At 64.6% G+C, this 12,502-nt stretch carries 11 protein-coding genes; 3 read left to right on the top strand and 8 right to left on the bottom strand.

What is annotated here, in order from left to right; translation table 11 throughout:
• Positions 1 to 81 precede the first annotated feature (81 nt).
• From hpt to RDM88_RS01240, 5 genes are all read right to left on the bottom strand, one after another.
• Entirely contained in the window at positions 82 to 636 is a 555-nt protein-coding gene (gene hpt / locus RDM88_RS01260; RefSeq protein ID WP_308752412.1) for a hypoxanthine phosphoribosyltransferase, read from the bottom strand.
• A gap of 2 nt (positions 637 to 638) precedes the next feature.
• On the bottom strand, positions 639 to 2,036 hold the full coding sequence (tilS, locus tag RDM88_RS01255) for a tRNA lysidine(34) synthetase TilS (RefSeq protein ID WP_308752410.1): 1,398 nt from the start codon (positions 2,034 to 2,036) through the stop codon (positions 639 to 641).
• A complete protein-coding gene (gene dnaB, locus RDM88_RS01250; RefSeq protein ID WP_374045396.1) occupies positions 2,026 to 3,384 on the bottom strand; it encodes a replicative DNA helicase in 1,359 nt (452 codons plus the stop codon). The genes tilS and dnaB overlap by 11 nt, the downstream gene beginning before the upstream one ends.
• A gap of 28 nt (positions 3,385 to 3,412) precedes the next feature.
• Positions 3,413 to 3,862 (bottom strand): 50S ribosomal protein L9, encoded by a 450-nt coding sequence (rplI, locus tag RDM88_RS01245; protein WP_308752408.1) that lies wholly within the window; start codon positions 3,860 to 3,862, stop codon positions 3,413 to 3,415.
• Positions 3,863 to 3,938: 76 nt separating this feature from the next.
• Positions 3,939 to 5,912: a DHH family phosphoesterase gene (locus RDM88_RS01240; RefSeq protein WP_308752406.1), complete on the bottom strand. Its 1,974-nt coding sequence runs from the start codon at positions 5,910 to 5,912 to the stop codon at positions 3,939 to 3,941.
• Positions 5,913 to 6,093: 181 nt separating this feature from the next.
• Between RDM88_RS01240 and RDM88_RS01235 the strand changes: the two genes are divergently transcribed.
• Together RDM88_RS01235 and RDM88_RS01230 are read left to right on the top strand one after the other, a co-directional pair.
• The gene (locus RDM88_RS01235) at positions 6,094 to 6,576 is read left to right on the top strand and encodes a DUF6530 family protein (protein ID WP_308752404.1); all 483 of its coding nucleotides are present in this window, start codon (positions 6,094 to 6,096) and stop codon (positions 6,574 to 6,576) included.
• The gene (locus tag RDM88_RS01230; RefSeq protein WP_308752402.1) at positions 6,576 to 6,917 is read left to right on the top strand and encodes a GIY-YIG nuclease family protein; all 342 of its coding nucleotides are present in this window, start codon (positions 6,576 to 6,578) and stop codon (positions 6,915 to 6,917) included. Before RDM88_RS01235 ends, RDM88_RS01230 begins: the two co-directional genes overlap by 1 nt.
• A 211-nt stretch (positions 6,918 to 7,128) precedes the next feature.
• Here RDM88_RS01230 and RDM88_RS01225 read toward each other — a convergent pair whose 3' ends face one another.
• The 3 genes from RDM88_RS01225 to RDM88_RS01215 form a co-directional block, all read right to left on the bottom strand.
• The gene (locus tag RDM88_RS01225) at positions 7,129 to 9,360 is read right to left on the bottom strand and encodes an RNase J family beta-CASP ribonuclease (protein WP_308752400.1); all 2,232 of its coding nucleotides are present in this window, start codon (positions 9,358 to 9,360) and stop codon (positions 7,129 to 7,131) included.
• 252 nt (positions 9,361 to 9,612) lie between these two features.
• The gene (locus RDM88_RS01220) at positions 9,613 to 10,776 is read right to left on the bottom strand and encodes a hypothetical protein (RefSeq protein ID WP_308752447.1); all 1,164 of its coding nucleotides are present in this window, start codon (positions 10,774 to 10,776) and stop codon (positions 9,613 to 9,615) included.
• Positions 10,742 to 11,851, bottom strand: a complete 1,110-nt coding sequence (locus RDM88_RS01215; protein ID WP_308752398.1) for an NDP-sugar synthase — start codon at positions 11,849 to 11,851, stop codon at positions 10,742 to 10,744. The genes RDM88_RS01220 and RDM88_RS01215 overlap by 35 nt, the downstream gene beginning before the upstream one ends.
• A 189-nt stretch (positions 11,852 to 12,040) precedes the next feature.
• Here RDM88_RS01215 and rnhA point away from each other — a divergent pair, with 189 nt between their 5' ends.
• Positions 12,041 to 12,490, top strand: a complete 450-nt coding sequence (rnhA, locus tag RDM88_RS01210; protein ID WP_308752396.1) for a ribonuclease HI — start codon at positions 12,041 to 12,043, stop codon at positions 12,488 to 12,490.
• Positions 12,491 to 12,502 lie beyond the last annotated feature (12 nt).

The raw sequence follows: 12,502 nt of genomic DNA, 5'->3' as shown, positions 1-12,502 counted from the left end.
GCCTCTTGACTTTTTGTTCAAATCAGATTCACTCCTGTCAAATCATTGCGCGCCCAAGGCGCGCCGCACGGCGGCGCGGGACTACTTTTCGTAGACCTCCGGCTTGAGCACGCCCACATAGGGGAGGTTGCGGTATTTCTCCGCGAAGTCGAGCCCGTAGCCGACCACGAACTCGTCGGGCACCTCGAAGCAGGTGTAGTCCGCCTGGATGTCCGCGGCGCGGCGGGCGGGCTTATCCAGCAGCGTCGCGATGCGGATGTCCGACGCGTGCCGCTGCATGAGCAGCTCCTTGAGGTATTTGAGGGTCAGGCCGCTGTCGAGGATATCCTCGACGATGAGGATGTTGTAGTCCTGGGGGTTGATGTCGATATCCTTGATTATCTTAACCACTCCCGAGGATTTTACGCCGGAACGGTAGCTCGAAACAGCCATGAATTCGATCTCGCAGGGGACGGTGATCGCGCGGATGAGATCGGCCATAAAGACGAACGATCCCTTGAGCACGCCGAGCACCAGCAGCTTTTTGTCCGCGTAATCCGCGGAAATCCGCGCGCCGAGTTCCTTTACCTTTGCCGCGATCTCCTCTTCCTCGATCAGCACCTTCAGGATGTCGTCCGTCATATTCCCTTTTGCCATGCCTATTCATCCTCCGCTCGTCTTTCCCCCGCCCCGGGCTCCGGCGCGAGGGTGATCATCATGATGTTTTTCGTCCCGCGGCCAACCCGCACCCGCTCGTCCACGCCGGCGCCCTCCGCAAAGAAGACCCCCTCGCTGTCGGCCAGTACGCACAGCCGCTCGCGGTCGTCGAGCCCAAGCTCGGAAAAGAGCTTTTTGAGCGTTTTTGTGCATCCGCGCCCGGCGGGCTTCATCCGGTCGCCCGCCTGCCGCGAACGCAAAAAAATATCAACATTTATTTTATCATAATCGACCGCGTTTTTTAATCCCCTATCCGGAATGTTCTCAAAAATTTCATAATCTGCACAGTTTATAACCGAAAATTCTATTGCTTTTCCACCGTCCAGCGGAATTCGCGCGCCGTCGAGCCGCGCCTTCTCGAGCTGCCGCGGCGTGACCGGCCCCGCGGGGCGCTCGCCGCGCCGTTCCAGCCGCAGCACACCGTCCCGCACGGTGACGTAGAGCCGCGGCCCGACCTGCATCGTGTGCCGTCGGCTGTTTTCGAGCATCCCAGCGACCGCGCCGATCCGCTCGGCCGAACGCTCGACGCCGCCCTCCTCGAGCAGCGAGGCGATGACGCGGGTACAGAGCGCCGGATGCAGCGCCGCAAGCCCCGCCGCGTCGAAGCCTCCCTCCCGCCGGAGCTTCTCCCCCGCCTCCCCCGCGAGCTGCGCGAGGCAGTCGGCGTCCCGCCGCAGGGAGTCGGTCATCCGCCCGACCGCCGCGAGCGCCTCGGGGTTCACCCGGAAGAGCTGCGGCAGGACGTTGTGGCGGATGTGGTTGCGGGTGTAGCGGTCGGTCAGGTTGGTGCTGTCGGTGACGTAGCAGAGCCCGTGGGCCGCGCAGTAGTCCTCCGTCTCCCGCCGGGTGCAGCCGATGAGCGGTCGCACGACCGCCCCGCGCACCGGCGGGATGCCGCACAGCCCCGCGATGCCGGTGCCGCGCGCGAGATTCAGGAGCACCGTCTCGGCGGTATCCGAAAGGGTGTGCGCCGTCGCGATCTTGCAGTCGTATTTTTCCGCAAGCTCGCCGAAAAAGGCGTAGCGCGCCTCCCTTGCCGCGACCTCGATCGACACGCCCCGCTCCCGCGCGAGCTCCCTGACCTCGACCCGGCGCAGGTCGAGCGGGATGCCGTACTCCGCGCACATCGTGCGCACGAGCTGCTCGTCCCGGTCGCTCTCCTCCCCGCGCAGGCAGTGGTTGAGATGGCAGGCGCGCACCGTCAGATTTAGATCGGTGAGCGAGCACAAAAAATCAAGCAGGGCGACCGAGTCGGCGCCGCCCGAAACCGCCGCCGTGACCGTGTCACCCTGCCGGAGCATGGAAAATTCTTCAATTGTCGCCCTCGCCTTACGGTTCATCGCGCCCCAGCTCCAAATTCGTAAATCTCGTGTAGCGGTTGTCCCAGCCGAGCTTGACGACCCCCACCTCGCCGTGGCGGTTCTTGGCCACGTCGCATTCGGCGATGTTGCGCTCCTCCGCCTCCTCGCGCGCGTAGTAGTCCTCGCGGTAGAGCAGCAGGACGATATCGGCGTCCTGCTCAATCGAACCCGATTCGCGCAGGTCGGAGAGCATCGGCTTGTGGGTGGTGCGGCTCTCCGGTCCGCGGGAGAGCTGGGAGAGGGTGATGACCGGGACGTTGAGCTCCTTGGCCATGATCTTGAGGTTTCGGGTGATCTCCGAAACCTCCTGCACGCGGTTTTCGCTGCGCCGCCCGGTGGACATCAGCTGGAGGTAGTCGATGATGACGAGGTCGACCTTCTTGAGCCGGCGCAGCTTCGCCTTCATCTCCCCCACCGTGATGCCCGGCGTGTCGTCGAGGTAAATATCCGCCTTGGAGAGCACCTGCGACGCCACCGCGATGCGCACCCAGTCGTCGCCCGAAAGCTCGCCCGTGCGCAGCAGCTGCCCCTCGACCGACGCCTGCGACGAAAGCAGGCGCTGCGCGAGCTGCTCGCTGCTCATTTCGAGCGAGAAGACGGCGACCGTGCGCCCCCCCTTGGTGGCGACGTTCTCCGCGATGTTGAGCGCGAGTGAGGTCTTGCCCATGCCGGGGCGGGCCGCGATGAGGATGAGGTCGGTCTTGTTGAGCCCGGTGATCACCCGGTCGAGCGCCGGGTAGCCGGTCGAGATGCCCTTATACTTGTCCCGGTCCTCGCCGGAGAGGTGCTGGAGCAGCTCGTAGGTCTCGGTGATCGCCGTTCGGATATGCTTGAAGGAGCTCGTGTTGCGCCCCTGGCGGATGTCGAAGATGCTCTGCTCGGCCGAGTCGAGCAGCACGTCGGACTCCGCCTGGGACTCCTGCGCCATGTCGATGATCTCCCGCGAGGCGGTGATCAGCCGGCGCACATAATATTTTTCGCGCACGATCCGGCAGTACGCCTCGACGTTCGCCGACGAGGGCACCACCTGCGCGAGGTTGGTCAGGTAGATTTTGGCGTCCTCGTCGGTCTCGAAGATCTGCTCTCCCTTGACCGCGTCGAGGATCGTGATGAAGTCCATCGTCCTGTTCATGTTGAACATGTTGGTCATCACGTCAAAAATCTGCTGGTGCTGGGGGCGGTAGAACGCCGACGACCGCAGGTTCTCCATCACCAGCGCAAAGCAGGCGGGATCGATCAGCACCGCGCCGAGCACGCTCTGCTCCGCCTCGAGGCTGTAGGGCATCTGCCGGCCGTATTCCCCCGTGTCCAGATTGAAGTCCGCCAACGCCGCCCCTCCTCTCAGTGTGATCCGCTTACTCCGCTTCGCCGACGACCACGTAGACGTCCGCCGCGATGCCCGGGTGCAGCTTCACCTGCACGGTGTAGCTGCCGAACGCCTTGATGTCGGAATCCATGACGATCCTGCGCTTGTCGATCTGCGCGCCGAGCTGGCGGGAGAGCTCCTCGGAAATCTCCTTGCTCGTGACCGAGCCGAACAGCTTGCCGTTCGCGCCCGCCTTGGCGGCGATCTTCACCGTCTTGCCGCCGACCTTCCCGGCCAGCTCCTGAGCCGCCTGCTTTTCCACCTCGGCCTTGTGCTCGATCGACGCCTGCCGCGCCTTCATCTCGCCGAGCGCCTGCGCGTTCGCCTCGATCGCCAGCCCCTTGGGCAGCAGGAAATTGCGGGCGTACCCGTCGGAAACCTTGACGAGGTCCCCCTTCTTACCGCTTCCCTTGACGTCCTGTGTCAGAATCACTTTCATTGTTCCGTCTCCCTTCCGGCCCCCTGAAGGGGGCCTGCCAAATGCAATCTCCGTCGGGCGCAAGCGCCGTCCGGGACTAATTTCTGCTGTTTTCCTCGAAGTACTGGTCGATCGCCGCGACCAGACTGCGGTACGCCTCGTCGAGCGGCACGCCGGTCAGCTGCGCCCCCGCCATCGTGAGGTGCCCGCCGCCGCCCAGCTTTTCCATGATGATCTGAACGTTGAGCTGCCCCATGCTGCGCGCCGAGATCGACACGCCGCCGTTCATCTCAAAGACGAGGAAGGACGCCTGCACGCCGATGATGCCGAGCAGTTCATCCGCGGCCTGCGCCGCAGTCACCTGGATGTCGGGCGCGTCGCGGTCGGGCGAGACGGCGATCGCGCAGCCGCGGTAGACCTCCGCGTTGGCGACCAGCTTGGCGCGGCGCTGGTAGCTCTCCATCGAGAGGGCGAACATCCGCCGCACCTCGACCGTGTCCGCGCCGATCTTGCGCAGGTAGGCCGCGGCCTCGAAGGTGCGCACCCCCGTCTTGATGATGAAGTTCTTGGTGTCGAGCATGATGCCCGCCAGCAGCGCCTCGGCCTCGGGGCGGCCGAGCCGCAGCTTGTCGCCGAAATACTGCGCCAGCTCGGTGACCATCTCAGAGGCGCTCGACGCGTAGGGCTCGTGGTAGAAGATGACGGCGTTGTCGATGTGGCCGACCATCTTGCGGTGGTGGTCGATGACGACGACGTTCTTACAGGCGTCAAAGACGGCCTCCGACTCGAGGATGTGCTTGACGTGGGTGTCGCAGATGATGAGCAGCGTCTTGCGGGTGACCTTGAGCAGCGCGTCCTCCGGCTCGAGGAACATGCCCTCGAACCCGTTCTGGAGCAGCCGTTCATATTCGAGCGCCACGAGGTTGGTGTTCCTGCGGATGACGACGTAAGCCTCCTTGCCCATGAGGCGGGCGGCCTTCATGATGCCCACCGACGCGCCGAAGCAGTCGAGGTCGGCGGCGCGGTGGCCCATGACGAGCACGTTGTCGCTGCCGCCGATCAGCTCGGCGAGCGCGGTGGCGACGATGCGCGTCTTGACCTTGGTGCGCTTCTCCATGCCGCTCGAGACGCCGCCGAAAAACTCGTACCCCGACGCGCCCCGCACCGCGGCCTGGTCGCCGCCGCGCCCGAGCGCCATGTCGAGCGCCTGGCGCGCGAACCGCTCGCTCTCCTCCAAGGTGGACGCGTCGCGGCCGACGCCGACCGACAGGGTCGGGGCCATCTTGGTTTCCGTCTCGATGGCGCGCACCTGCTCGAGCAGGGTGAACCGCGCCGAAATGATCCCGCGCAGGCTGCGCTCCTCCATCACCGCGGTGAACCGGTCGCGCTCGGTCTTGAGCAGCAGCCCGCCGCTGTCGGTGACGAACTTGCTCACCACGTATTCGATCTGGCCCATCACCCGCGCGCGCTCGTTGTCCTTCATGTTCTGCTGGAGCTCCTCGTAGTTGTCCACCAGAATCAGCATGACCGACGGGCGGGTTTCAAAGTATTCGCGCGCGTAGCGCTTGAGCTCGGTATTCTCGAAGAAGTACACCATGTAGAGCTCTTCCTCTTCGCTGACCGCGCGCGCCACATAGGCGGTGTAAAAACGTCCCTTGTATTCGGTGTCGTAGCCGCCCTCAGGGCAGGTCCGGGTGATGTCCACGCCGGTCAGGATGGTGTAGATGCTCTTGCCGTAGCAGTTCTCCTCCCCGAGGATCTCCGTCTGTCCGAGGCGGTTGCACCAGACGATTTCACCCTCCCCGCTGCACACGAACACCGGGATGGGGAAGCCCGTCAGCGCGTCCTGCTGCACGGTGGTCAGCGTCTGACCCATCGTGACCAGAAAACGGCTGATCTGCCGCTTGGTAAGCTGGACCTGCCATACAAGCAGCACCGCGCATGCCACCGTGACGAACGCGCAGATATAGAACAGCCGGATATTGAAGAACAGCGTAGCCACCGTGACAGCCGCGCAGCACCCGATTGCGATCAGCAAAAAGGATTGGAACGGATGATTACTTTTCTTCACTTCAAAACCTCGTTTGTGACGATGTTGTCGGTTTCCCAAGCGGGGCCGGCCCACTCATACATAGATTATTATACCACGTCCGCCCGGCAGTTGCAATCCACAACCTTTCGCTTGACACGTGGGGCCCGCCCTGATATAATCTGATTAGTAAATTACTAATTTAGTAAATGGAGGGTTCCCCATGAACATCCCGACAACGTTAAAGCATAAGCCCGTCATCGCGGTGGAGGACTACGAGGCGATCGACGATCACCGCTTCCCCGCCACCGACGCCAAGGGCCTCTCCCTCGGGCTTGCCCAGTGGAACGACCGCGGAAAGCTCGATATCTCCGCCAAGGTGTGGCGCCACACGGGCGGCAAATGGTCCCGGCAGTCGGAGGAGCTGCCCCTTCACCGGGTGCTCGACCTGGCCATCCTCACCGCCCGCGCCTGCCAGTACTTCCGCGAGGAGAGCTACCGCCATCCGGAATTCTACGATCCGGAACACCCCGTCATTGACCGGGTGGGACTCGAGGGGGACGCGATGACCGTCTCGGTCTGCACCGAAAACCCGATGATCCGGGAGGATATCAAGCTCTTCAGCCAGGCCCTCTCAAACGAGGGGGAACGCCTCGGCGAGCGGTTTTCCATCCTCGCCCGGCTGTTAAAGGAGATGGGATACTGATGGACATGCATAAAAAGGAGCTGCTGAACGCCTACAAAAGCCGCCCCCTTTCGGGCGGCGTGTACGTCATCCGCAACACCCAAAACGGCCGCTACCTGCTCGCCGCCGAAACGAACCTCTCCGGTTCGAAGGGCAAGTTCGAGTTTTCCAAAATGACCGACTGCTGCAACTGGCACAAGCTCTCGGCCGACTGGAAGGCATGCGGAAAGGACGCCTTCGTCTTTGAGGTGCTCGACGAGCTCACCCAGAAGGAGACCCAGACGCCCGAGGAGTTCCGCGCCGATCTCGCCGCGCTCGGCGAGCTGTGGGCGGAAAAATTCGACCCCGCCCTCGCCTACTGAATGTTAACCGCACAACAAAGCGGCCGCCCAATCGGGCGGCCGCTTCTGTATGCTGCTTGTCAGGGGGTGGTCCATGGAGGGGGACGACCCGCCCCCCCTCCATGAGGCGCGCCGGGCGGGCGTCGGCGCGAAGCGCCGCTCCGGCCCATCGGGCCGGGCAGTCCCGCCCTTCCTTAACGTGCTTTTGGTCGGGGGCCAAAAGCACGCGCGCCTAGACTTCCTGTATGACGGGCAGGATCATCGGGCTGCGCTTGGTGCGGCTGTAGAAATAGGAAGAGAGGGAATCGCGCACCTGCGTCTTGATGTTGCCCCAGTCGCTGACGTGCTTTTTGGTGCAGCCCTCGATCGTCTGCTTGGCGACGACGCGCGCCTCGGCGAGCATATCCTCCGCCTCGCGCACATAGACGAAGCCGCGCGAGATGATGTCCGGGCCGGCGACGATCTGGCCGTTCGTCCCGTCGATGGTGGTGACCACCACGATGAGGCCGTCCTCGCCCAGATGCTTGCGGTCGCGCAGCACGATGCTGCCGACGTCGCCGACGCCCAGCCCGTCGACGAGGATGCGCCCGGACGGGACGATCTCGCCCGTCTTGACCGACACGCCGTCGAGCTCGAAGACATGTCCGTTCTCGCCGATGAAGATGTTTTCAGGCGGGATGCCCATCGCCAGCGCAAGGCCGGCGTGGCGCTTGAGCTGCTTATACTCGCCGTGCACCGGGAAGAAGAACTTCGGCTTGGTGAGCGCGAGCATGATTTTCAGCTCCTCCTGGCAGGCGTGGCCCGAGACGTGCACCTCGTACATCCGCTCGTAGATCACGTCGGCGCCCAGCCGCATCAGGTCGTTGACGACGCGGCCGACCGTCTTTTCGTTGCCGGGGATGGGGTTCGCGCTGATGATGATGAAATCGTTCGCGGTGACCGACACCTTGCGGTGGTCGCCCGACGCCATGCGCGAAAGCGCGCTCATCGGCTCGCCCTGGCTGCCCGTCGTGATGAGGACGACGTCCTCGGGACGGTAGCGGTTGATGTCGTCGATGTCGATCATGACCCCCTCGGGGGGCTTGAGGTAGCCGAGCTCGGTCGAGACGAGCACGGTGTTGACCATGCTGCGGCCGGAGACGGCGACCTTGCGGCCGTATTTGGCGGCCGCCTCGCAGACGAGCTGCATGCGGTGGATGTTGGACGAGAAGGTCGCAACGATGATCCGCTTGTGCTCCGCCTGCTTGAAGAGCTTGTCGAAGCTCTCGGCAACCGTCACCTCGGTGGGGGTGAAGCCGGGACGCTCCGCGTTGGTCGAATCGGACAGCAGCGCGAGCACGCCCTTGCCGCCCAGCTCGCCGAACCGCGCGAGGTCGATGATGTCGCCGATGATCGGCGTGTAATCGATCTTGAAGTCGCCCGTCTGGATGATGACGCCCGCCGGGGTGTGGATGGCGAGCGCGACCGCGTCGGGGATCGAGTGGTTGACGCGGATGAACTCCACCTCGAAGCAGCCGAGCTTGATCGTCTCCTGCGGGGCGATCTGCACGAGCTTGACCTTGCCGTAGAGCCCGTGCTCGCGCAGCTTGTTCTCAATGAGTCCGAGGGTCAGCCGGGTGGCGTAGACGGGGACGTTGAGCTGCTTGAGGAAATAGGCCAGCGCGCCGATATGGTCCTCGTGGCCGTGGGTGATGACGATGCCGCGCACCTTGTCGCGGTTTTTCATCACATAGGTGAAGTCGGGCAGCACAAGGTCGACGCCCAGCATGTTTTCATCCGGAAAGGTCATGCCACAGTCGACGAGGAACATGTCGTCCATGCACTCGTAGACCGTCACGTTTTTGCCGACCTCCAGAAGCCCGCCCAGCGGGATGACACGCACCGGGGTTTTGCGCTGTTCCTTCTGGCCCTTGCGTCTGCGGCCCTGCTGTTTGCCCGCGTCCTGGCGCGCCTCGGCCGCCTGGCGGGCCTTGCCCGGCTCGGAAAGCTCGATCGTCGCGCCGACGACCACCGGGGCCTTTTTGCCGCCCCTGGAAGGCTTTTTCGGCGCCTTGGGCGCCTGCTGCCCGGAAGCCGCGGACTTCTGAGCCGCCTGCTGCTTGGGGGCCTGTTTCCGGTTCGGCTCCTTCGGGGCCTGCTGCTTGGGGGGCTGCTGTTTACCCGCCTGCTGCTTGGCGCCCTGCTTGGGCTGTTTCTGCTGCTTCTGGGGCGCGTCCTGTTTTTCGTTCTGCGCCCCGGCGGCGCCCTTCCCCTGTTTCTCAGGAGATTTGGGCGCGGCTTTTTTCGGCGTCTCCGTCTTGGGGAGCGCCTTCTGGATCAGCTTGGCCGCAGCCTCCTTCACCGGCTGCCGGGGCTTTTTCTTCTGCGCGCCGCGTTCGACGACCGAACGCTTTTCGAGCGCGTCAAGCCCAAGGCCGAGCTGTTCGTCGGTCAATTTTCCACCGACTTTTTTTTCATCTGTCACAAAATGTACCTCCATGTTTTATGCAATTAGCATCTGCTCTTATCAAAATCCGGCAGAAAAGATCACAAAATCAGAACCCATCCTCCAACTGCTTACCCGGTCATGCCCAATCCACGAAACGGGTCAGCATCCCCGCCGGAAAGGACATCAATCGCAGTGAGAGGATAGGCGATGAAATTCCGTCAGCCGAATTCTTCTACCATCAAACGCATTGTGAAAATGCGTAAAACGAACACATGATTTCTATACATTTTACACGATTTCTCCCTCTTTGTCAAGCAAGCTCTCCAGCCGTCTGGTAAAATCTGTACAGAGCTCCTCCGCGATTTCCCAACTCGCGGCCTCCGCGAAGACGCGGATGGCGCCGCCGTTTTTGCGCGGGCGCAGCAGCACGACCCCGCGGTCGCCCCGCACGACGATCCCCTCCCCCGCGCGCTCCCCGGAAAACTGCCCGAGCGCCCGCGCGGGCGGCGTCCGGATGGGCACCGTCCGCTCCGCCTCGGCGAAGGGGGGAAGCCGCTTGTCGAGCTCGCGCAGCGAAAGCCCCCCGCGCTTCATGTGCGCGAGCAGCTGCACGGCGAGCATCAGCCCGTCGCGCGCGCACTGCTGGCGCGCCGCGAGCTTCCTGCCCTGCGCGTCCGAGCCGTCCGCCGGGCAGAGCAGATAGCGGTAGACGTGCCGTCCCCGCTCTCCGGCCAGCGCGTCGAGCGCGCGCGGGAAGTCGTTTTCCACCGCGACGTCCTCCTGCTGCTCGAACTGCGCGAGGCACCACGCCGCCACCGCCCGGTGGCAGCCGAATTTTGTCTCCCCCTCCGAGAGCTCCAGCCGCCGCCCGTCCTCAGAGAGGGTGAGCTTCAGCCCCGCCTCCTCGGTGACCTCGCAGCCGAGCTTCGTGAGCACGTCGGAGAGCAGCCGCCCCGCGGCGGCGTTTCCGCAGGCGACCCGCGCGCGCATCCCGTCAAGCCCGTCGGGGGCCTGCCGCAGCAGCTCGGTCAGGTACATGACCCCGATGCCGCTCATGTCCACGCAGTCGCCGAACCCGTCCGCCCCCGCGCGGGCGAACTCCCCGCGCGAAAGCGCCAGCTCGATCTCCCGCTCGACCCGGCGGGTGGCGGGCAGCCCCGCCTCGCAGAGCACCTTGATCGCGTTTTGCTCTCCGCCGCAGAGGTAGACCCCCAGCGTCAGGGCGTTGTAGCCCATGGCGAAGCCGAAGAGCGCCTCGAAGACGCTTCCGAAATCGAGCACCGGCGCGCCGGTCGAGCGAACCCCCGCGATGAGCGCCGCGCCGAGCACCTTGGCGGACCGCGCGTCCCCCGTGGCGACGCCGACCGGGCGGCCCTTGGCGAGGGTGCCGACCGCGCAGCCGATCCGCACGGCGAGCTCAGGAGTCAGCTCCACGCCGACCTCGCCGCACATCCCCTCGTCGTCGAAGGCGCAGGCCGCGCCCCCTCTGGCCGAGAGATGGTCGGAGACGGCCGCGCCGTCGGGGACCTTCACGCCGCCCGCCACCCGGACGCACTCCCGGACCTCCGCGTCCGCGCCGACGACGGCGCCTTCGCCCGCCGAGCATGCTGCGGGGCAGCAGCACGCTCCCCCGCGCCTGCGCGCCCGCGCCGATGGTGCAGCCGTCGTCGAGCACGCTGCCCTCCCCGACCTGCGCGTTATCGCCGATCCGCACCCCTTCGCCAATCCACACGGGCGGCGTCAGCTCGTACCGGCCCGCGGGCCGCCTGCCCGCGAAGTAGTTCCCGTCGGCGTCCCGCTCCCCGCGCAGCCGGCACCGGACCCGCCCCGCGAGCAGGTCCGCCTGCGCGCGGCGGTAGGCGCCGAGATCGCCGATGTCGCACCAGTAGCCCGACAGGGTGCAGTTTTTGAGGAGCATTCCCCGCTCGAGCATCGCGGGAAAGAGATCGGACGCAAAGTCGAATTTCCGGCCCTCGGGAATCATATTGACCGCCTCGGGGGACAGGATATAGATACCGGTGTTGGCCAGTTCGCTCGTCGCCTGCGCGTAGGAGGGCTTTTCCACGAAGCCGGTGATCCGGTCGGTTTCGTCCGCGACGACCAGCCCGTATTCGCGCGGGTCGTCCACCCGCGCGGTCACGATGGTGACCGCCGCGCCGCTCTCCCGGTGCGCCTCCGCCGCCTGCCGCAGCGGAAAATCGCAGAGCGCGTCGCCGCTGATGACGAGCGCGGGGCCGTCGGGCGTCCCGAGCGCGTTTTTGACGCTGCCCGCCGTGCCGAGCGGGGTCTCCTCCTCACAGAAGGAGAGCTTCACCCCCGCGAACTCCGCGCCCTCAAAGTGGCCGGTGATCCGTTCGGGCAGGTATTGCAATGTGAGCACACTCTCAAAGACGCCGTTTTCCGCGAGCAGCTCGAGGATATATTCCACGACGGGGCGGCCGCACAGCCGCGCCATCGGTTTGGGGACGTTTTCCGTGAGCGGGCGCAGGCGCGAGCCCTGCCCGCCCGCCATAATGACCGCTTTCATCAGGTGGGGAACCCTCCGTACAAACAGATTTACCGCTAGTATGGACGAAATCTCCCTCCTTTACACTTTTCCCAGCCGTTCGTGCGCAAAAAAGCGGCCGCGCCCCTTGTAAAAAAGAGCAAAATCGTCTACAATATTTTCCGGTGTCTATCGCCGGGAAACCGGCAGTTTTACGGCACGGAGGAACGGATGCGTAAACAGGTCGAAATCTTTACCGACGGCGCCTGCTCGGGCAATCCCGGCGCGGGCGGCTGGGGGGCGGTCCTGCGGTTCGGGCGGCACGAGAAGGAGCTCTCGGGCGGCGAAAAGCAGACCACCAACAACCGTATGGAGCTCACGGCGGTGATCATGGCGCTTTCGGCGCTCAAGGAGCCCTGCGCCGTCACGATCACCACCGATTCCAAATATGTCGCTGACGCGGTCTCCAAGGGCTGGGTCTACGGCTGGCAGAAGAAAAACTGGATGCGCGCCCCCGGCGAGCCCGTCAAGAATCCCGACCTGTGGAAGCGGCTGCTCGCCCTCCTCGCGGAGCACGACGTCACCTTTCGCTGGGTGCGCGGGCACAACGGGCATCCCGAAAACGAACGGTGCGACGCGCTCGCGGTCGCCGCGATCGAAAAGGTGCGGGAAAATCCGTGATTTTTCGCGGAA

The organism is uncultured Anaerotruncus sp. (assembly GCF_902490045.1).
In the GTDB taxonomy this organism is placed as follows: Bacteria; Bacillota; Clostridia; order Oscillospirales; family Ruminococcaceae; genus Anaerotruncus.
Note: the sequence above shows the minus strand (reverse complement) of the source record. Positions and strands in the feature narration are given on the sequence as shown.

Bases quoted from the DNA above. Each gene is read 5' to 3' on its own strand.
- hpt (WP_308752412.1), bottom strand. From the start codon at position 636: ATGGCAAAAGGGAATATGACGGACGACATCCTGAAGGTGCTGATCGAG.
- tilS (WP_308752410.1), bottom strand. From the start codon at position 2,036: ATGAACCGTAAGGCGAGGGCGACAATTGAAGAATTTTCCATGCTCCGG.
- rplI (WP_308752408.1), bottom strand. From the start codon at position 3,862: ATGAAAGTGATTCTGACACAGGACGTCAAGGGAAGCGGTAAGAAGGGG.
- RDM88_RS01235 (WP_308752404.1), top strand. From the start codon at position 6,094: ATGAACATCCCGACAACGTTAAAGCATAAGCCCGTCATCGCGGTGGAG.
- RDM88_RS01230 (WP_308752402.1), top strand. From the start codon at position 6,576: ATGGACATGCATAAAAAGGAGCTGCTGAACGCCTACAAAAGCCGCCCC.
- RDM88_RS01220 (WP_308752447.1), bottom strand. From the start codon at position 10,776: ATGTGCGGCGAGGTCGGCGTGGAGCTGACTCCTGAGCTCGCCGTGCGG.
- RDM88_RS01215 (WP_308752398.1), bottom strand. From the start codon at position 11,851: ATGAAAGCGGTCATTATGGCGGGCGGGCAGGGCTCGCGCCTGCGCCCG.
- rnhA (WP_308752396.1), top strand. From the start codon at position 12,041: ATGCGTAAACAGGTCGAAATCTTTACCGACGGCGCCTGCTCGGGCAAT.